Raw genomic sequence first — 20,759 nt, forward strand, 5'->3', positions numbered from 1 at the left:
CCCTGGTTGTTCATCAAAACCCCACGCTCGCCTGCACGAAGAACGTCCGCGGCGCGCCGACGTAGATACCTGAGTTGTTGTCGCTGGAACGGGTGTAGTACTGGTGGTCGAACAGGTTCTTGACCCCGGCGCCGACTTTCAGGTTCGACAGTTGCTCGCCAAAGTCGTAGCCGGCCCTTACGTTCCAGAGCATGTAGCCGGGCATATCGCCGTACTGGCCATCGGCGCTGCCGTCGGTGATGTAGTTATCCGTGAAGCTGCCATCGGGATTGACGCTATTGCCCGGCGAACGCTGCTTGGACTGGGCGAAACCGTCAAGATTGTAGGTCCAGCGATCGACCTCGTAGCGCAGGCCCACGTTGACCACCTGACGGGAATAGAACGGAAGGTCACGGCCCTTGAAGCTTGGGATATCCCCTTCATAAGTCGCGCGGGTGTAGGTGAAACCTGCATTGGCGGTCAGGCCTTCGAGGCGCGGATCGAGCGCGGCCATGTCGTAGTGCGCCGAGGCCTCCAGCCCCTGGTGCTTGGTCGCGCCCATGTTGGTCCAGCCGACATCGTTGCTGATGTACTGCAACTCGTCGTCGAAGTCGATGTAGAACAGCGTCACTTCGCCGCCCCACACGTCATCGTTGTAGCGCGTACCGATCTCGTAGGTCTTGGCCTTTTCCGGGCTCAGGCCATTGGCGGTGTTGTTGCCAGAGCCGCCCTGGCCCAGTTGGAAATATTGCAGGCTGCCGAACGAGGTCTCGTAGTTGGCGAACAGCTTCCAGGCGTCGGACAGGTGATACATCACACTCAGGGCTGGCAGCGGTTCGTTGCTGTCGATGCTACGACGCTTTTCCTGCACGGGACGGCCGGCGGTGTCGAGTACCGGGCGGTCGTGCCATTGTGTGCTGATGCTTTCGAAGCGAATGCCTGGGGTGATGGTCCATTTGCCCACATCGATCTTGTCATCGATGTACACCGCGTGGGCTTCGGTGCCACCGGTCCGGTCCTGGTAAACGTGACCGTCGGAACCCGGACGCACCACCGGTTCGTTATTGCGCAGTGCCAGGCGGCTGGCCTCTTCGTGCATGCCTTCCTTGAGGTATCGATAACCGACGCTGGCTTCCTGGGTGGTGGATCCCAGGTCGAACACGTGGGATACCCGAGGCTCGATGCCAAAGGTGTAATAGGTGCGCGGATAGGACACGAGGTTGCGCTGGTCCCGGGACGCGATGGTGCTGCCACGGTAGCTGTCGGAGTAATAGGTCAGCACTTCCGCTTGGGTGCGATCGCTGATTTCACGGATCCACTTGAACGACACATCCTTGCGCCGACCACTGAAATTGTCCCAGTCGCGGTCGGACTGGTACGGGTCCGCGTCGTACTGGGCCTGGGTCAAGCCGCCAGGCATGTCGGCCTTGGCGTCGTAGTAATGGAAATTCAGCGAAAAGTCATCGACCTCGGTCGGAGCCCAATGGGTCTTGAGAATGACGTCGTCGATGTCGTTGTCGTTATTGCTTTTGCGATAACCGTTGCCGTTGACGCCGGAGTACAACAGCGCCACGCCCAGGCCGTTGTCAGCGGTGCCGCCGAGGAACGCCGTGTCGATGTGCTTCCAGCCGCCGCGTTGGGAAGTCTCCAGGGTGCTGCCGATTTCCCCGGTGGCTTGTTCCGGAATGGCGCGGGTGACGAAGTTGATCACCCCGCCGACGTTCTGCGGCCCGTAGCGCACCGACCCGGCACCGCGCACGACGTCGATGCTGTCCAGGTTGCCCGAGGAAATCGGCGCCATGGACAATTGCGGTTGGCCGTACGGCGCAAATGCCGCGGGTACGCCGTCGATCAATACCGTGGAGCGTGGCGACAGGCGCGAGGTGAGGCCGCGCACCCCGACGTTCAGCGAAATGTCGCTGCCGCCCGTGCCGTTGGCGTCCTGCACTTGCACACCGGGCACGCGACGCAGCACATCGCCGACGTTCATGGCGCCCTGCTCGACCATCGCTTCGCGGCGGATCACGGTCCGTGCGCCGGCGTGGTTCTGCACCACTTCGGCATTGGCATCGCCGAGCCAGTCACCGACCACCTGGATGTCGGTGGTGCCCAGTTCCAGCGGGCCGCCGGCGGACGCCGATGGGGCCGGCAGGACGGTTACCGAGTCGTCATCGATCTGGTATTGCAGACCGCTGCCCTGCAGCAACTGACCCAGGGCCGCCTCCGGGGACAAGTGGCCTTCCACCGCCGGGGCTTGCTTGCCGGCGACCAGGTCCGCGCTGAAGAACACCTGCAGTGAGGTCTGCTGGCCAAGCTGGCTCAGCGCCTGGCCCAACGGTTGCGCCTGGATATGAATGGCCGTGGCGACCTGGTCGGCGAAGGCCTGGGGCAACCCGGCGCTGACAGCCAGGGTCAGGGCCAGCGGCAGCCAGCGTGGGGAAAGGCATCTGTTGTTTTTGGCGGGAGTTTTCACGTCGAACCTTGTCCTGTCGAATCGCAAGAATACGCGTCTGTTAATGCAAACCAGTTGCAGTTGGACAAGAAGACGAAGAACTCGAAAAAAACCTGAATCTATTTCGAAATTATTTCCTGACTGCCGTCGTCCAGGGTGCGCACGGCCACCGGCAGGATATTCGGCAGCGCCTTGAGCAACGCCTCGGGATTGTCCGAGCGGAACACGCTGGTGAGGCGCAAGTTGCCCACCGCGGCATTGGCGACCCGCAGCGGTTTGTCGCGATAACGGGACACTTGCTCAGCGACGTCGCTCAACGGCGCGTTATTGAACACCAGCTTGCCGTTGCGCCAGGCAGTGAGCTCATCGGCATTGATCGCGTAGGGCGCGGCGACCTTGCCCTGGGCATCGATCCGCGTACCGAGGCCAGCGGTGAGGTTGATGGGGAAGTCGCGTCCTTGGACCTTGACGCTGCCCTCCTCCACCGCCACCCGCGTACTGTCGGCATCGCGGCGCACATCGAAGCGCGTCCCGGTCACCGTCACCTGGCCGTTGCCCGCATCGACGGTGAACGGACGACCGGCATCATGCTCGACCCGGAACAACGCTTCGCCCTCGACCAGCTCCACCCGGCGTTTGCGATGCTCGAAAACGACGCGCACATGGCTTCGGCTATTGAGGTCGACCAGCGAGCCGTCCGGCAGGGCCACGTGCCGGCGTTCACCGAGGACCGTGGCGAATTCGCCGCGGTAGTCACTCGAAGCGCCCAAGCCACTGAACAGTCCCAGCCCGACAGCCACCGCCAGCAACCCCGCGGCCACTGCGTAACGCAGCAGCGGTCGGCGTTTCGCACGCTCGGCGGGTCGCTCGCACAATGCTTGCAGGCGCTCCCTGGGCAACAGATCCGTTGCGCTCCAGATGCCTTGCAGCAATTGGATCTCGTCGCGATGGTTGGCGTGCTCGTCCAGCCAGGCCTCGAAACGCTGGCGCTCCTCGACGCTCATGACCGGGTTTTGCAAACGCACGAACCATTGCGCCGCCTCGTCGCGAACCCTGCTCTGCCCGCACGGGCATTCACGGCTATCCATCATGGAAGGGTCCTGTGGCTCAGGTGGAAGAGGACGACGGGTCATTGATCTGGCCCGTCCAGGCGATCACGCAGATGGCGCAGGGTGCGGATCATATACTTTTCCACCATGTTTTTTGACAACCCCAGGCGTTCGGCGATTTCCGCCTGGGTCAGCCCCTCGATCTTCTGCCAGACGAACACCGTGCGGCAATTGGCGGGCAATTCGGCAAGCGCCCGCTCGATGGAGTCCGCCAGTTGGATCGCGTGCATGTAGTGCTCCGGGTCGCCCGCAAGCGATTGACAGGTGTCGAACGCCACTTCCTCCAAGGCGCCTCGTCGATCTTCCCGCCGATAACCGTCCACTGCAATATTGCGCGCCGTCTGGTGCAGGTAGGCCCGTGGCTGCTCTACTTGCGCCGAATCGGATTCGAGCACCCGCACGAAGGTATCGTGGGCCAGGTCCTCGGCCTGCTGGCGATTGCGCAGGCGACGGGTCCAGGTGCCGATCAACTCTTCGTAATGCTCGAGAAAGCCGGGTCTGCGGGGCAGCTTGGGGATCATCGCGGCGCGCTGTGGAGACGGGGCGTGAATAGTAATGCTTCCTATTAATAGGAAGCAAACGTCGCCCGACCGGCTGGTACGAAATAAAAGTGTGGGAGCGAATTCGCTCCCACAGGGGACGGTCAGAAGCGGCACACCGCCGCCGCCCCGGTGTCGGTTGGCATGACATGCTCAGGCGGCACCACGACGACTTCGCCGCCTTGGCGTGTCACTGCCAGGATCAGTTCGTCCAGCACATCCGGCGCCTGTTCATCGCCGGACTCGTCGATGATCAACCGGCCTTTTTCCGGGTCTAGCTGGCCAGGCACCTGCCGTTCCGCCTCCACCAGCAACATCGCGACGCGGCCTTCCCAGGCGGCCTTGGCGATCTCGGCCAGTTTGTCCAGCGCACGCCCTTGCCCGACCGCGACGCCATAGCGGTTCAGGCTGTCGACCACCTGATCGGCGTGGCTGTGGGCCATGAGCTTGGCGCATTGGAGGCGCAACTCTTCGACACTCAGCCTCGAAGGATCGCCCTCGATACCCTGCGCCAGCAGGTGCTGGTTATGACAGACGGCACGGAACACCGCCTGATTCTCCGGCAGCGCCACCAAAATCATCGGCAGGCCTGAAGGTTGCGAATGGTATTGCAGGATGGCTTTGTCCACGGCACGGAAAAACCGCTCGCGATCCAGGTTGATTTCGTCCTGCTTACCGCCGCCAGCCGACTCGTGCATCATCGCATCGCCCCGTTCGCCGCTGCGGCTGAAACCATTGGGGAAGCCCTGTTGGTCACCCGGCGTCAGCTCATCGCCCAAGGCCTCGTTCTGGTTGCGCGGGACCTGCTCGGCCAGCTCGATTTTCTCCAACTGCTCCGAGGAGCCTTCATAAAGCCAGACTTCATTGCGCGTCAGGCACAACGCTTGATAACGCTCGGTGGACTGGACCAGGCGCAACAACGGCTTGAGATAAGGATGGCTGTTGGCGAACGCACATTCCGGCAAGCGCTGGCTCACCGAGATGACTTTGAAATAGTCGCGGGCACCGAACACCGCGATGCCGTCGCGATTGGAATTCCAGATTCCCTGGTCCTCCACCAGTGCCAGGAACGGCGCGAGCAACGGCGCACAATCCATGCCTGGGTGCTGTTGTTCCAGTTGGGTCTGCAGGTCGCGCACCAGGTTTTTATAGCGGATCGGGTCCTGGCTGCGCTCGGGGAATGTCCGGTGGGTGGGCATGTACAACGAAAGGCTCGGCTGTTCGTCGAACGCCAGGAGTTCGGCCAGCACCTGCCGGCTGAAGGGTTGATGAGCGGTCATGATCGTCTCCTTTATTCTTTGCCACGAGCCTCTTGGTTTTCGAGGAAGTCCTCCTCCAGCATGGCGTCCACCATTTGCGACGGCGCCTCATCGACCGGCGCGGTCACGCGGCCCATCGATTCGACGGCGGGGTTGAGCTTGCCGATCTGATGATCGAGAGCGTGCAGCATTTTCTCGGCAGCGCCCTCCACCGCCAGCTCCAGGCTCGGGGCCTTGTGGCTGACAGACATTGACGAAAGGCCCTGCAAACGTGCCTCGATCTGGCAGCGCTTGTCGGCGTCACCGCCCTTCTGGGCATTTTCATCGCTGACGTGAATTTCGACGCGAGACAGGTGGTCTTCGAAACGCTGCAACGCGTCCACCACCGTACTGCCGACCCATTCCTGCAGACGAGCACTGCCTTCGATATGGTTGCTGTTGACTTGAACTTGCATGATCGACTCCTTTGCAAAAGACGGCTGGCGCCGCCTGTTGTAGGTAGAAGAAGATCAAACGGGCGAAGTTCCCGGCGCGGGATGACCGGAGCCTGGACGGCTGGTAATGACTGCTGTGGGAGCCTGCTCGCGAATGCGGTGCAACAGTTCGTGCATCATCGACTGTAACGCCACTTTCGCGAGCAGGCTTGCTCCCATACGGTGTTGCCTGATCTCTCAAGCCTCCGGCATTTTCCGGAAGCCCACCGCCAAGCGATTCCAACCGTTGATGGCATTGATCGCCACGGTCAGGTCGACCATTTCCTTGGGCGTGAAGTGCTCGTTCAGCAACTCGTAATCGGCGTCGGGCGCATGGGTCTCGCTCAGGCGCGTCAGGGCTTCGGTCCAGGCCAGCGCGGCGCGCTCACGGCCGGTAAAAAAAGGCGTCTCGCGCCAGGCGGTCACGGCGTAAAGGCGTCGCTCGGTCTCGCCGTCCTTGCGCGCGTCTGCGGTGTGCATGTCGATGCAGAACGCACAGCCATTGATTTGCGAAGCACGCAACTTGACCAGCTCGATCAGGGATTTTTCCAGGCCCAGTTTCGAGACCGCGTTCTCCAGGCCCAGCATGGCTTTGTAGGCGTCAGGGGAAGCGGCATAAAAATCGATACGCGGTTGCATGATGAACTCCTGAACAATGGGTGTGGCGCTACGTTAGCCCTGCGCTGGCGCCGGGCAAATAGCCAATTGTTGGGAAGTTCGGGTGGCCAATGGAAGGCCGGGGCCTGCGGCGGAAAAGCCTCAGGCCCGGCTGCGCAGCCATTGCAAAAAGCGCTTCTTGGCGACCGGCTTGGGCAGTTCGCGGGTCAGGTTCTGGGCCAGGTGGATGCGCACGTCCAGCAGGTTTTTCATGGCCTCGCCGATGTCGCGACGAGCCTCGAGGCAAGGCTTGAGGTAGCTGTTCTCGATGCGATACAGCGTGCAGAAAGTCTTCGCGGTAAAATTCGCCAACGCCGCTTGTTCGGCGACGATCCCCGCTTCGCCGATCACCTCCCCCGGCCCCATGCGCCCGCCTTCGATGGGTTGGCCGTTACGCAGAAGACTCACGCTCACCACGCCGGATTCAATGATGAACAGATGGTCGCTGACCTCCCCGGCCGCCAGGATCACGTCGCCGGCGCGGAACGTCTGCAGCGTCATGTTCTGGCTGAAGGTGTCTTTTTCGTCCGGGCGCAGCGTGGAAAAAATGCTCGAACTTTCCAGCAACGCCCGAGGACGCGACACCGCCATCGCCGCCGCGCTTTCGCCGCTGGACAGCAAGCTCACGCCCGATGCGTGCAAATGCCGGAACGCCAGGTCGAAGAGTTGATTGCGCACCTCGCGCTTCTGCCCCATCGAGGCCACGAATCCGCTGATCTCATATTCAGCCCCGGCGCTGCCAGTGGTTTTGAGCGTGACGCTGGGGGCCGGGCTGGCGAGCAACGCACGGCAGCCGATCATCGCCCGCTCCAGTGCTTCGATCACCTTCTGCGGTCGCGCATGGGGGCTGACTTGGACGCTGATGGACAGGCCATGCATGTCGCTGGGTCGGCTGAAATTGACGATCTTGGCTTTCGCCGCCAACGAATTGGGGATTACCGCCATGCTGCCCTGGGAGGTCTGCAGTCGCGTGGCCCGCCAGTCGATGTCGGTGACCCGGCCTTCGGTGCCATCGATGGAAATCCAGTCATCGACTTGGTACGGCTTGGTGGTGTTGAGCACGATGCCGGAAAACACATCACTGAGGGTGCTCTGCAAGGCCAGGCCGACGATGATCGCCATCGCGCCGGAGGTTGCCAGCACGCCCTTGACTGGCAGGTCCAACACATACGCCAATGCCGCGATGACCGCGACCAGGAAGATCACCGCGCCCAGCAGATCCTGCAACAACCGCCCCGTATGGCCGACCCGTTGCATCATGACCGCGCCGATCATCACCGTCAGCGTACGCGCGGCAAACAACCACCAGGCAATCTGCAGGCCGGTCGCCGCCAAGTGCCGAGGCACGTCTTCAACCCACTGCGCAGTCTGCATCGGGTTCAGGCCTTCGTTGAACAGCAGCATGCTGAACAACATGAAAATGACCAGCCGCAAACCGATTTTCCAATAAGTCCGTTCGGCACTGACCAACCGCCACGCCAGCAAATCGAGCACAAGCAACGCCAGGGCACTGAGCAGCGGGTGGTCGGTGATCAGGGAGAACATCGGGGACAGCTCCGGGAAGGTCGTTGGCGTGAAGATTGGCACAGAATGATCACGCTGTAGAGATCACCGCAAGGCTCGCACAATGGATTCGCGATGCTGCTTGACTAGCCATCCATCCGCCCAAAGCGCCCGGAATGGAAATCTTCAAACGCTTGGTGGATTTCCTGCTCGCTGTTCATCACGAACGGACCATGGCCGACAATGGGCTCGTCGATGGGCTCGCCGCTGAGCAGCAACACCACGGCGTCGTTATCGGCTTGCAGATTCACCTGGTCGCCGGTCCGATCGAACAAGGCCAGTTGCCCCGCCTCGACTCGCTCGCGCCCATTGACCTGGACCGTACCCCGCAGCACCACCAGCGCCGTGTTATGGCCCTCTTGCACATCGAGGCTCAGGTCCTTGCCACCCTTCAAGCGGATATCCCAGACATTGATGGGCGTGAAGGTCTTCGCCGCGCCCCGATGCCCCTCGAAGCTGCCGGCGATCAGCCGCAGGCTGCCGGCGTCATCCTTCAAGGCGATGTCGGGGATGTCACCCTTGAGCAGGGTCTGGTAGCCGGCCGGCGCCATTTTGTCCTTCGCTGGCAGGTTGACCCACAGCTGGACCATCTCCATGAACCCGCCCTGTCGGGCGAACGCTTCGGAATGAAACTCTTCATGGATGATCCCGGAGGCAGCGGTCATCCATTGCACGTCGCCGGGGCCGATCTTGCCGCCGCTGCCGGTGGAGTCGCGATGCTCCAGTTCGCCCTGATAGACGATGGTCACGGTTTCGAACCCTCGGTGAGGATGCTCGCCGACGCCCCGGCGCTCGGTGGTCGACGAAAACTCGGTGGGCGCCGCGTGGTCCAGCAGCAGGAAGGGGCTGATGTGCTTGCCCAGGTTGTCGTAGGAAAACAGCGTACGGACCGGGAAGCCGTCGCCGACCCAATGCGGCCTTGGGCTGGTATAGAGGCCGATGATTCGTTTCAAGCTGCGTCTCCAAATCTGGTGTTGCGATTCGATGGACACAGCTTAAAACCCATACCGTTGATGCACCAGACTGCAAAAACCGACCTGAGCGTTCTATCTGCAGAACGATGAATGTCAACCTAAAGAGAAGATTGCGCCTGGAATCTAAAGCTGATTGCGCTTGGCAAACTCCGACAAGCCCACCAGGGAATTCAATCCGAGCTTTTCCAACAGGCGCGTCTTGTAAGTGCTGACGGTTTTCGGGCTCAGGAACAAAGTCTCGGCGATGTCCTTGCCGCGCATGCCCATCGACAGCATCCGCAGGATTGACAGCTCACGGGTGGAAAGACTTTCCAAAGCCTTCTGCTCGGAGCGTTGTTGCAGGTCCAGCCTGACGGATGTCTTCGGAAAATAGGAATAGCCGGACTTCAAGGCATGAATGGCCTTGATCAGCTCCTTCAGGTCACTTTTCTTGGTCACGAACCCCCTGGCTCCGGCCGAGATGCACCGGTTGCAGAAGTGCTGGGCATCTTGGGAAGTGAACACCAGCACAGCGCAATCGGGAAACTGGCCGGTGATCCAGACGAGCAAGTCCAGACCATCGAAACCGTTCATCACGAGGTCCAGGATCACCACGTCCGGTTTTTCCTGCTTGATCCATGCGCGGGCATCGGAGACGCCATGGACCTCGCTGATTTGGCTGAATCCCTCGTTCTCGCACACCAGCCGCAGCGCCCCTCTAATGACTGGGTGATCGTCCACAATTAATACTTTTTTCAAGAAAGCTCCCCAAGGCAATGCAAACGGTGCCGACGCCATGACTGCATCGACGGTGACACAGGTAAATGGCAACGCCACCTGTAAGGTCTGACAGTGCGGACCAGCGGTGCAGTCAGGTTCCGTGACGCTGTCCGACGGTGCGGGCCCAGGACGGAACCGACTCATTGGCGGCCGGGTCGATGCTTTTCATCAGGCGCTGCACCAGAACCGCATCGGGCAGCCGGGTGCTGCTCACCTGGAGAAAAGGTCGGGGCGTCGCCGGCATGCCCGGTTGGGCGTTGTAGATCAATACATGGCGAACCTGCGGGTTATCGACGAAGAATCCGGGCAGGTCCAGGGTGTCATTCGCTAGGTTGGCGTTGATGAGGATCAGGTCGAACAGCTCGCACCCGTAATCCACCAACGTGAGGAACTCATGCTCATCGCTCACGGGAGCGATGCGGAAATAGCCTTGATGATTAAACAGGCGTTCAAGTTGCATCCGATGATAATGCTCAGGATCGGCAATCATGATGCGTAGTGCTTTATTTGGCATGGCAGGCATTCCAATGGCAACGCGGCAGGGACGAACCGGCTCGGGAACGTTAAGTCGCGTCAGGCTAGAGGAAGGTCGTCAGAGGCGCTGTAGGACAATTCTCAAAAACCGAGGGAAAAAGCGCCAGTCGATCTACGGTTTTACCCATTACATTAGCGCTGATGGCTGGAAGCATCGGCGGAACCCTTTTTCCCTGCGGTGTAAAGACGCTTGCTTGCCAAGTGAGCCTCCAACCGTTCAGCCAGGTGGAGCATTGCCCGGCGCAACTCATCCACCGCGTCGGCGAGCGCTGCCACGTCACCCGCATGGCAGGCTATTTCCAAGACCTCGCAAGCGGCGATCAGCCGTCGAGCCTGGAAGATCCTCGCACCGCCCTTGATCCGATGCGCAAGGTCGGCCAACCCGGACACGTCGTGGCGCGAGAGCAATGGCTGTAACCGCGCCTTGTCCTGGGCATTGCTGGCGACCAGCTCCACCAACAGTCTCTCGATCGAAGCCCAGTCGCCGCCAGTCAACTGCTCAAGGCTGGTCAAATCGAAGTCCTCGGCAGCGGCGCCGTTAGCCGCGACCAGTGCCAGGCGCTCATCCAATTGCTTGAGGCTGAGGGGTTTGAACAGGCAATCGTCCATTCCCGCCGCAAGGCAACGGTCCTTTTCCTCGGGCTGGGCATTGGCCGTAAACCCGATGACCGTGGTCGCCGGCAAGCTGCGGACCCGCTCGTCGTCGCGAATGGCGCGGGCCAACTCGTAACCGCTCATCAGTGGCATGTTGCAGTCGGTGATGACCGCATCGAAATGTCCGGCGCGCCACGCACTCAACCCATCGGCGCCATCTTCCGCTTCCACCACCTGATGGCCCAGGTGGTTCATCTGCCGGACCAGTAACAGGCGGTTGGCCGGGTAATCATCGACCACCAGGATGTTCAACGCCCGGGCCGGCACCACCGGCCGGACCTCGCCCACCGGCACTTCGCTGCCGCCTTCAAGCAATGGCAACGCCAGCCGAATCTCAACCTGAGTGCCCTCCCCCGCCACACTGTCGAGCTGCAACGTGCCGCCCATCATTTCGCACAAGGTGCGGCTGATGACCAACCCCAACCCGGATCCGCCGCGAGCCGCCTGGGTGCTGTCGCCAACCTGGCTAAAGGGACTGAACAGGCGTTGTTGGTCATGTACCGCGATTCCGCGACCTGTGTCTTCGATCCGCAGGCGGATGGCCAGGCGCTTCCCCCCCTCGTCCGGTTCGGCTCGCAAAACCAGGCGCACCTGGCCGTGCTCGGTGAATTTGATGGCATTGCTCAACACGTTCGACAGCACTTGCTTGAAGCGCAGCGGGTCAATGGACACGTCCTGATTGCTCGCCGCATCAACATCCAGTTGCAGGCGCAACTGTTTTTGCCGGGCCAAGCCCTCGAACATCCTCGCCACGGCCTCGACCAGCGCCCGCAGATTGGCGCGCTCGGGTGCCAGCGACAGCCGTCCCGACTCGATGCGGGCAATGTCGAGGATGTCGCCGATCAGATCCAGCAAGCCGTGGGCGGCACTGGAAGCAGCTTCGAGGGCGCAGCCGTCCACGACGCCTTGCTCTGCGTTTTTTTGCGCCATTTCCAGCAGGCCGATCACGGCGTTCATCGGCGTACGGATTTCGTGGCTCATGGTCGCCAGGAACGTAGTCTTGGCACGATTGGCATCATCGGCGCTGGCCTTGGCCACGCGCAATTGCTCAAGCAACCGCCGCAAGTAGACAACCCAGCCCAATGCCAACAGCAACAGCAGCGCGGCGATGGCGAAACCTTGGACAATGGCGGTGCGGTGGCGCAGCCAATAACTGTCGTCGATCACCACTTCACTGCGCCAACGGTTGGTCAGCTCATCCATTTCCTCAGGGGAAATGCTCAGCAGCGCCTTATCCAGAATCGAATGGAGCTGCGCTGCGTCCCGGCTCGTTGCAAAAGCGGCACGCATGGGCTCCGTGCCGACGGTGCTGGTGACTTGCAGCTTCTCGCGGTACTGATGAGAGATCAGGTAGCGAGCGCTGATCAGCGAATTGATCGCGCCGTCCGCCGTGCCCGCGGCAACCATGGCCATGGCGTCGGCCATGTTTTGCGCCGGCACCAGTTGTACCGAGGGAAACTGCTCCAGCAGGTATCCGCGCAACACGCTTGCGCGCACCAGCGCCAACCGCTTGCCGGCCATCCGGTCCAAGGTCAGCGCATCCTTCGCTTTGAGCGGCACCACCAACACGAATGGATTCGTCAGGTAGGGACGCGTAAAGCGCAACTCGTCTTCAAGCTCGGCGCTGGGAATCCCGGTTGCCAGGACGTCGGCCTCGCCGCTGGCGATCCGGTTGATCAGATCATCCACCGAGTCGCCACGCTGGATGTCGAATTTCAGCCCGGTGCGCAAGCTGATCCGGGCCAGTACATCGGCCCCGATGCCACGCAAGCGGCCTTGCTCATCAAAGAACGTCAACGGCAGGAAATTTTCGCTGACGGCCACCTTGATCCGCGGATGCGCATCGAGCCAGCGCTGTTCATTGACGCTGAAATGCAGCGCTTGCTGGCCCGGCACGCTCGCACCGCCGGCGCTCCATCGTCGCAGGATGCCCATGCGCTCGCCGATGGGAATGGCCTGCAGCGCGGCATTGACGATGCGCAACAGACGTCGGTTGTCGCGACTGACCGCGAAGGCGAACGGCTGCACTTCCATGCGGGAAAAATCCACCAGCTGGATGTTGTTCAGATAATTCTTGCTGATCAGGTAATGGGCGCTGATGGAATCTCCCAGGTAGACGTCGGCCTGGCCGAACGCCACGGCGCCAATGGCGCTCAGCGTCGAGGGATACAATTGCAGGGTGGCGTCGGGATAGAACGCCTCGACCCGGTCCGGTGGCAGGTAGTGATAGAGCATCGCCACCCGCTGGCCTCCCAGTCCTGCGGGCAAGTCCTCGCTATCGTCGACGCGGGCCACCAGCATGGGCACATCATCGGCATAGGCCTGGGACATCGCCAGCGCGGGATCGCTGGCTTCGAAGCCGTTGGCGGTGCCGAGCATATCGATTTCACCACTGCGCAGTGCCTGGAGCGACGCGTCCCGCGAGGCGTACCGCCGCACCTGGATCTCGACGTTCAGCAACTGACTGAGCAACTGGGCGTAGTCGGCCGTCAGGCCTTCGTAATCGTTGCCATTGCCGGTGATGCTGAAGGGCGGGTAATCCGGTGCCGAGGCGCCCAGCAACAACGCGCCTTTGCGTCGCAGCCACGCCCCGTCAGCCTCGTCCAGGGTCACCGAATAATCGCTCACAGTGGAACGCCCGAGCACTTGCAGCGACTCGGGTGTCGCGCCCACCTGTGGCGTCACACATGATAAGCCCAGCCCTATCGCGGCCAGGCCTGCGCGCAGAAACAGCATCATTCGATCAGGTTTCGCTTGGCGAAATCGGCCCGGAACGCTATATCAGCGACCGGCTGATCGGTTCGGACTGCCAATGCGAGGGAACAGCGAACCGTCTACGTTCCTCCCGGGACAACCAGGAGGGACGTGAGATCAGTATAGGAAGCTTCTCGATAATTTCCTGTGGATACGCACGTATCGGCGAAACTTACGCCGTGGCCAGCTTCAGGTCCCGCACCGAATGCTCCTGGCCACGATGCTTTGCGTGCTCATACAGCGAGCCGGCAATCTCATCGGCGCGCACCGGCAGGATCGACAACAACGTGTCGCTCAGGCCGTGGCTGGCCTGGCAGAAGCCCTGCATATAGATCGCGGCCTTGCAGCGCTCATCGGTGATCAGCTTGTAGTTGCGGTCCACCTCGAAGTCCCCCAGGTATTGCGCCAGCGGCTCCAGCAAGGTGCGGTGCATCTGGCGTTCGTACCCCGTGGCGAGCACCACGGCGTCGTAACGACGTACCGTCAGCTCGCCAGTGGCGTTGTTGCGCACCGCCAGCTCCACGCCATCCTGCGTCGCGGTGGCTTTCTCCACCTTGGTCAGGGTGTGGAACGCATGTCGAGCGATGCCAGAGACTTTCTGGCGGTAGAAAATCCCGTAGATGCGCTCGATCAGGTCGATGTCCACCACCGAATAGTTGGTGTTGTGGTACTCGTTGACCAGCCGCTCGCGCTCGCTGTGGGGTTGTTGGAAGACGAGGTCGGTGAACTCCGGCGAGAACACTTCGTTGACGAATGGGCTGTCATCCGCGGGCTTGAGGGCCGAGCCGCGCAGGATCATGTCGACCTGCACCGATGGGAAGCTGTCGTTGAGATCGATGAAGGCCTCCGCCGCGCTCTGCCCGCCGCCGATGATGGCGATTTTCATTGGCTGGCCGCTCACGCACGGTTGGCAGGCCATTCGCTCAAGGTACTTGGAGTGATGGAACACCCGCGCATCATCCTTGAACGTCTTGAACGCCTCGGGAATGCGTGGCGTACCACCGGCACTGACCACCACCGAGCGGCTGATGCGCACCCACTCTTTACCTTCGCTGTCGAGGGAAATAACCCGCAGGGCTTCGACCTGCTGGTGATGCAGCACCGGTTCGATGCGCAGCACTTCCTCGCCGTAACGGCTCTGCCCGGCAAATTGCGCCGCCACCCAGCGCAGGTAGTCGTTGTACTCCATGCGGCACGGGTAGAAAGTCCCGAGGTTGATGAAATCCACCAGGCGGCCATGGTGCTTGAGGTAATTGACGAACGAGTAAGGGCTGGTGGGGTTGCGCAGGGTCACCAGGTCCTTGAGGAAGGAAATCTGCAGCTCGCTCTGGGTCACCAGCGTGTTGCCGTGCCAGCGATAGTCAGCCTGTTTATCGACGAACAGTACGTCCAGTTCGCCCTGCACCGGGCCACGCTCTTGCAGCGCGATGGCCAGCGCCAGGTTCGAGGGGCCGAAGCCGATGCCGATCAAGTCGTGAACGTGGGGCGCTGCAATTGCCTGAGTCATGTCCAGTGTCCTCTGGAAAAGCCCCTCAACAGGGCACGAAAGCCGGTGATCTGTTCGGCACGCGTCCAGCCGCCAGATCGTCTGTTCAGAGGAACGAGGAGAATGTCAGGAAATTTACCGCCGAGGGGTTCACGCCGGGCGGATCAGGTCGCATCCCACTGCCGTACGCGAACGCGGCAATGCTTCATGGCGTTGACGATGTGTTTTTCCACCAGGGCCCGGGAAATGCCCAGCCGCTCGGCGATCTGCGGGTGGGACAGGCCTTCGAGCTTGCGCAGCAGGAAGCTCTCGCGGCACAGCGGCGACAACTCGGCCAGGGCGCGTTGCAGCATGTCCAGGCGTTGGCCATGGTCGAGGCTGGCATGGGGCGATGGGGTGAAGAAGCGTTCTTCTGCGTCGAGCACGTCGAGAGACTCGGTTTGACGCAACGTGTTGCGTCGATGCCCGTCGATCACCAGGTTCAGTGCGGTGCGATACAAGAACGCCCGCGGCTGTTCGATGGGCGTATCGCTGGCGCGCTCCAGCACCCGCACGTAAGCGTCATGCACCACATCTTCGGCCGCCTGGCGGTTGCCTAGCCTGGCGTTCAGGAAACACACCAGTTCTCGATAGTAGTTTTCCAACATGACTCCCCTGCGCAGTGACTGCGACAGCTATCCCTGTGCCCCTCGGCATGCCAGAAACACATGGCACGATGGTGGCAGATTCAATCGCGTAATTTATAGTAATTCTCATATAGATTTAAAGCTTTGGTTTGTATCTGGGCCCAATCGTTCAGTTGATGAGGCAGCAGAACCCGCTTTTGTGGCGAGGGATCGGTGTCGTTTCAAGTGCTGCCCAGTGTTTCGCTCCTTAAATTCCCGCCCACAACGCTCGTTTACCAGAACAGCCTCCCGTCCCGCCCCTCCGTGCGACGGGCCCGACACCACCGGCCGGAACCCTGCATGAAACGTCCCCGCCTCACCCGTCCCGCCTGGCTCCTGACCTTCGCCCTGCTGCCTGCCATGGCCTTCGCCGCGTGGCAGGCAGTCGGGCCGGGCCGTGAGCCTGTCGCCACCGCCCCGGTCACCCGTGGCGATATCGAAAACAGCGTCACCGCCCTGGGCACGTTGCAGCCGCGCCGCTATGTCGACGTCGGCGCACAGGCGTCCGGACAAATCCAGAAGATTCATGTCGAGGCCGGCGACGAGGTCACGGAAGGCCAATTGCTGGTTGAAATCGACCCGTCCACGCAAAAAGCCAGGCTCGACGCTGGGCGATTTTCCATCGAGAACCTCAAGGCCCAACTCCAGGAGCAACGGGCCCAGCACGACCTGGCGCAGCAGAAATTCCGGCGCCAGCAACAACTCAAGGCCGGCGGCGCCACCCGCGAAGAAGACCTGCAGACCGCCCAGGCCGAGGTCCGGGCAACCCAAGCGCGCATCGACATGTTCCAGGCGCAGATCCGCCAGGCCCAGGCCAACCTGCGCAGCGACGAGGCCGAGTTGGGCTATACCCGCATTTATGCGCCAATGAGCGGCACGGTCGTCGCCATCGGCGCCCGGGAAGGCCAGACCCTCAACGCCCAGCAGCAGACGCCGTTGATCCTGCGCATTGCCCGGTTGTCGCCGATGACGGTCTGGGCCGAAGTCTCGGAAGCCGACATCGGCCACGTCAAGCCGGGCATGACCGCCTACTTCACCACCCTCGCCGGCGGCGGTCGGCGCTGGAGCAGCACCGTACGGCAAATCCTGCCGGTGCCGCCGCGTCCGCTGGAAGCCAGCCAGGGCGGCAGCCCCTCCGGTGGCCGCAGCGGTAGCGAGCGGGTGGTGCTCTACACCGTGCTGCTCGACGTGGACAACACTGATCGCTCGTTGATGACCGACATGACCGCCCAGGTGTTTTTTGTTGCGGCCCAAGCCAAGGACGTACTGACGGTGCCCATCGCCGCATTGCACGATGCCGGTCAGGTGCGGGTGCTGGCCGGCAACGGCGATGTGCAGATGCGCACCGTTCGCACCGGCATCAGCGACCGCCTGCGCACGCAGATCCTCGACGGCTTGAGCGAAGGCGACCGCGTACTGATCGGTCCGGTCAGCGGCAGCGGAGGCTGAATGGACACGCCCCTGATCGAACTGCGGGACATTCGCAAGGCCTACGGCGGCGGCGACAGCCCTCGGGTGGAGGTGCTGCGCGGCATCGATTTGTCCATTCATGCCGGGGAGTTCCTGGCGATTGTCGGGGCGTCCGGCTCCGGCAAATCAACCTTGATGAACATCCTCGGCTGCCTCGACCGCCCCACCAGCGGCGAATACCGCTTCGCCGGCGAAGACGTCGCCAGGTTGGCCAGCGATGAACTGGCCTGGCTGCGCCGCGAAGCGTTCGGCTTCGTGTTCCAGGGCTATCACCTGATCCCGTCCGGCACGGCCCAGGAAAATGTCGAGATGCCGGCCATCTATGCCGGCACCTCGGCCGCCGAGCGCCACGCCCGGGCCAGCACCCTGCTCGAACGCCTGGGCCTGGCGAGCCGCACCGGCAACCGGCCCCATCAACTCTCCGGCGGCCAGCAGCAGCGGGTGTCGATTGCCCGGGCCTTGATGAACGGCGGCCACATCATCCTCGCCGACGAGCCCACCGGCGCCCTCGACAGCCAGAGCGGCATCGAAGTCATGGCCTTGCTCGACGAACTGGCGAGCCAGGGCCACGTGGTGATCCTGATCACCCACGACCGCGACGTCGCGGCCCGGGCCAAGCGCATCATCGAGATCCGCGACGGATTGATCATCAGCGACAGCGCCACCGCCGCACCGCAGGCCAATGCCAAGGCGTTGCAGGCCGTGGACCTGCGCCAGCGCCTGAGTGCCGGCAGCGAACACAACGGCGCCTGGAAAGGCGAATTGGTGGACGCGGTACAGGCGGCCTGGCGGGTGATGTGGATCAATCGCTTCCGCACCGCCCTGACCCTGCTCGGCATCGTCATCGGCGTGGCCTCGGTGGTGGTGATGCTGGCCGTTGGCGAAGGCAGCAAGCGCCAAGTCATGGCCCAGATGGGCGCCTTCGGCTCGAACATCATTTACCTCAACGGCACGGCCCCCAACCCGCGGGCGACCAAGGGCATCATCCGTGAACAGGACATCGCCGCCCTCGCCGCACTGCCCGAAGTGCAACGCATCATGCCGGTCAACGGCAAGAACGCCAGCGTGCGTTTCGGCAACCTCGACCACACCAGCTATGTGGGCGGCAACGATACGAATTTCCCGACCATCTTCAATTGGCCGGTGGCCCAGGGTGCCTACTTCAGCGACGCCGACGAACGAGGCGCGGCAGCCGTGGCGGTGATCGGCCACAAGGTCAGGCACAAGCTGCTCAAGGACGTCGCCGATCCGATCGGCCGCTACATCCTGATCGAAAACGTACCGTTCCAGGTCGTCGGCGTGCTGGCGGAAAAAGGCGCCAGCTCCGGCGATTCGGACGCCGACAATCGCATCGCCGTGCCCTACTCCGCCGCCAGCGTGCGACTGTTCGGCACGCACCATCCCGAATACGTGGTGATCGCCGCTCGTGACGCGGGCAAGGTGAAAGAGGCCGAGCAGGCCGTATCCCGCACCTTGCTGCGGCTGCACAATGGCAAGCAGGATTTCGAGCTGACCAACAACGCCGCGATGATCCAGGCCGAGGCGCGTACCCAGGGCACGCTGTCGCTGATGCTCGGCGCCATTGCGGCAATTTCGCTACTGGTGGGCGGCATCGGCGTGATGAACATCATGCTGATGACCGTGCGCGAGCGGACTCGGGAAATTGGCATTCGCATGGCCACCGGTGCCCGCCAGCGCGACATCATGCGCCAGTTCCTCACCGAAGCGGTGATGCTCTCGGTGGTCGGTGGATTGGCCGGTATTGGCCTGGCCCTGCTGGTGGGCGGAGCGTTGCTGTTGGGCAAGATCGCTGTGGCCTTTGAATGGCTGGCAGTATTCGGCGCCTTCGGTTGCGCGCTGGTCACCGGCGTCGTCTTCGGTTTCATGCCCGCCCGCAAGGCCGCCCGCCTCGACCCGGTCGCGGCCCTCACCAGTGAATGAATCCCACCCTATGAAAGCGCACCTGACCCTCTTGGCCGCCAGCCTGTTGCTGGCGGCATGCGGCACGCCTTTGTCGACGCCTGACAGCGGCATCCAGCCACCTGACGCTTGGCAGAGCCTCGACACTCCCAGCGCCCGAGCGGATAACCAACAATGGTGGACACAGTTCGGCAGTCCGCAACTTGATCGCTTGATCGAACAGGCACGCCTGGGCAGTTTCGACCTCGCGGCCGCCATGGCCCGGGTCCGCCAGGCCCAGGCCAGCGCAGTGATCGCCGGCGCGCCGTTGCTGCCGGAGATCACCGCCGGGCTCAACGGCAATCGCCAGGAACTGCTACACGGCAAAGGCTACAGCCAGTTGGACGTCGATCGGAACAACCGCACCATCGATTACTACGACGCCCACCTCAGCGCCAGTTATGAACTGGATTTCTGGGGCGCAAAACGCGCGGCCCGGGACAGTGCGCTGAACACTTTATCGGCCACCCGATTTGATCGGGCGACGGTGGAACTGACCCTGCTCAGCGCCATCGCCAACAGCTACAGCCAAGCCTTGTCATTGCGCGAGCAACAGCGCATCGCTGAACTGAACCTCGCCAACGCCCGCAATGTGCTTGATTTGGTGCAAACCCGCTACGACGCCGGCAGCGCCACGGCGTTGGAACTGTCCCAACAAAAGAGCCTGGTGGCGGCCCAGGAACGCCGCCTGCCGCAAGTGCAACAACAGGGCCGCGAGGCGATGATCACCCTGGCGGCACTGTTGGGCGAACCGGTGCAGTCACTCAAGCTCGACAATGAACCCTTCGACGCATTGCGCTGGCCCGCCATCGACGCCGGGGTGCCCAGCGATCTGTTGCTGCGCCGTCCCGACATCGCCGCCGCCGAAGCACGCCTTGGTGCCGCCCAGGCCGACATCACCGTCGCCCGCGCGGCCATGCTGCCCTCGGCCACCCTGGGCCTGAGCCTGGCCACCGGCGCCGATATTGCCGACCAATTGCTGCGCAACAACGTCTACAACCTCAGCGCCGGGCTGGCCGCGCCGATCTTCAACAACGGTCGCCTGAAGGCTGAGCGAGACAGGGCCACCGCCCGCCAGGAAGAACTGCTGGAGGCCTACCGCGCCGCCATCATCAACGGCTTCGCCGACGTCGAGAAAGCCCTGAACAGCATCCACGGCCTGGACCAGCAGCGACAATGGCAGCGCGAAGAACTGAACCAGGCCCAGACCGCGTTCGACATCGCCCAGCGCCGCTACCAGGCCGGCGCCGAAGACCTGCTCACCGTGCTCGAAACCCAACGCACGCTGTACGCCGCCCAGGACATGAACGTGCAGTTGCGATTGGCGCGGGTGCAGGCGAGCGTGGCGTTGTACAAGGCGTTGGGTGGGGGTTGGCGGGTGATGTAGAGCCCAAACCCATCTTCAAAGCCAAGTCATACAGTGTGGCTAAGGCTATCCCCTGTGGCGAGGGAGCTTGCTCCCGCTGGGCTGCG

General features: G+C 62.4%; 16 protein-coding genes. 3 read left to right on the plus strand and 13 right to left on the minus strand.

Going from position 1 to position 20,759, the window contains the following annotated elements:
- Positions 1-13: 13 nt before the first annotated feature.
- The 13 genes from JZ00_RS25175 to JZ00_RS25235 all read right to left on the minus strand — a co-directional run bounded on the left by JZ00_RS25175 (position 14) and on the right by JZ00_RS25235 (position 15,839).
- Positions 14-2,452 (minus strand): TonB-dependent siderophore receptor, encoded by a 2,439-nt coding sequence (locus JZ00_RS25175; protein WP_039593964.1) that lies wholly within the window; start codon positions 2,450-2,452, stop codon positions 14-16.
- Between the two features lie 98 nt (positions 2,453-2,550).
- On the minus strand, positions 2,551-3,522 hold the full coding sequence (locus JZ00_RS25180) for a FecR family protein (protein ID WP_039593965.1): 972 nt from the start codon (positions 3,520-3,522) through the stop codon (positions 2,551-2,553).
- 38 nt (positions 3,523-3,560) lie between these two features.
- Positions 3,561-4,061: a sigma-70 family RNA polymerase sigma factor gene (locus JZ00_RS25185; RefSeq protein ID WP_039593966.1), complete on the minus strand. Its 501-nt coding sequence runs from the start codon at positions 4,059-4,061 to the stop codon at positions 3,561-3,563.
- 122 nt (positions 4,062-4,183) lie between these two features.
- Complete coding sequence (locus tag JZ00_RS25190; RefSeq protein WP_039593967.1) at positions 4,184-5,359, minus strand: baeRF3 domain-containing protein; 1,176 nt, start codon at positions 5,357-5,359, stop codon at positions 4,184-4,186.
- A gap of 11 nt (positions 5,360-5,370) precedes the next feature.
- Complete coding sequence (locus JZ00_RS25195; RefSeq protein ID WP_039593968.1) at positions 5,371-5,793, minus strand: HPF/RaiA family ribosome-associated protein; 423 nt, start codon at positions 5,791-5,793, stop codon at positions 5,371-5,373.
- A gap of 216 nt (positions 5,794-6,009) precedes the next feature.
- The gene (locus JZ00_RS25200) at positions 6,010-6,450 is read right to left on the minus strand and encodes a carboxymuconolactone decarboxylase family protein (protein ID WP_039593969.1); all 441 of its coding nucleotides are present in this window, start codon (positions 6,448-6,450) and stop codon (positions 6,010-6,012) included.
- 120 nt (positions 6,451-6,570) lie between these two features.
- The gene (locus JZ00_RS25205) at positions 6,571-8,013 is read right to left on the minus strand and encodes a mechanosensitive ion channel family protein (protein ID WP_039593970.1); all 1,443 of its coding nucleotides are present in this window, start codon (positions 8,011-8,013) and stop codon (positions 6,571-6,573) included.
- 104 nt (positions 8,014-8,117) lie between these two features.
- A complete protein-coding gene (locus JZ00_RS25210) occupies positions 8,118-8,984 on the minus strand; it encodes a pirin family protein (protein ID WP_039593971.1) in 867 nt (288 codons plus the stop codon).
- A gap of 144 nt (positions 8,985-9,128) precedes the next feature.
- Positions 9,129-9,743: a response regulator transcription factor gene (locus JZ00_RS25215; protein WP_039593993.1), complete on the minus strand. Its 615-nt coding sequence runs from the start codon at positions 9,741-9,743 to the stop codon at positions 9,129-9,131.
- Between the two features lie 112 nt (positions 9,744-9,855).
- Complete coding sequence (locus JZ00_RS25220) at positions 9,856-10,278, minus strand: ANTAR domain-containing protein (RefSeq protein ID WP_039593972.1); 423 nt, start codon at positions 10,276-10,278, stop codon at positions 9,856-9,858.
- Between the two features lie 152 nt (positions 10,279-10,430).
- Positions 10,431-13,691: a transporter substrate-binding domain-containing protein gene (locus JZ00_RS25225; protein ID WP_039593973.1), complete on the minus strand. Its 3,261-nt coding sequence runs from the start codon at positions 13,689-13,691 to the stop codon at positions 10,431-10,433.
- A gap of 187 nt (positions 13,692-13,878) precedes the next feature.
- Positions 13,879-15,213 carry a lysine N(6)-hydroxylase/L-ornithine N(5)-oxygenase family protein gene (locus JZ00_RS25230; protein WP_039593974.1) on the minus strand — a complete coding sequence of 445 codons (1,335 nt, stop codon included), beginning with the start codon at positions 15,211-15,213 and terminating at the stop codon, positions 13,879-13,881.
- Positions 15,214-15,356: 143 nt separating this feature from the next.
- Positions 15,357-15,839: a sigma-70 family RNA polymerase sigma factor gene (locus JZ00_RS25235; RefSeq protein WP_039593975.1), complete on the minus strand. Its 483-nt coding sequence runs from the start codon at positions 15,837-15,839 to the stop codon at positions 15,357-15,359.
- A 318-nt stretch (positions 15,840-16,157) separates the two neighbouring features.
- On the opposite strand from JZ00_RS25235, the gene JZ00_RS25240 reads away from it, so the two are divergent.
- The 3 genes from JZ00_RS25240 to JZ00_RS25250 are packed head-to-tail and all read left to right on the plus strand — an operon-like array spanning position 16,158 to position 20,673.
- Entirely contained in the window at positions 16,158-17,306 is a 1,149-nt protein-coding gene (locus tag JZ00_RS25240) for an efflux RND transporter periplasmic adaptor subunit (RefSeq protein ID WP_039593976.1), read from the plus strand.
- The gene (locus JZ00_RS25245; protein WP_039593977.1) at positions 17,307-19,268 is read left to right on the plus strand and encodes a MacB family efflux pump subunit; all 1,962 of its coding nucleotides are present in this window, start codon (positions 17,307-17,309) and stop codon (positions 19,266-19,268) included. It begins immediately after the preceding gene.
- A 10-nt stretch (positions 19,269-19,278) separates the two neighbouring features.
- On the plus strand, positions 19,279-20,673 hold the full coding sequence (locus JZ00_RS25250; RefSeq protein ID WP_039593978.1) for an efflux transporter outer membrane subunit: 1,395 nt from the start codon (positions 19,279-19,281) through the stop codon (positions 20,671-20,673).
- The last annotated feature ends 86 nt before the right edge of the window (positions 20,674-20,759 follow it).

Source organism: Pseudomonas frederiksbergensis (assembly GCF_000802155.2).
GTDB lineage: Bacteria > Pseudomonadota > Gammaproteobacteria > Pseudomonadales > Pseudomonadaceae > Aquipseudomonas > Aquipseudomonas frederiksbergensis_A.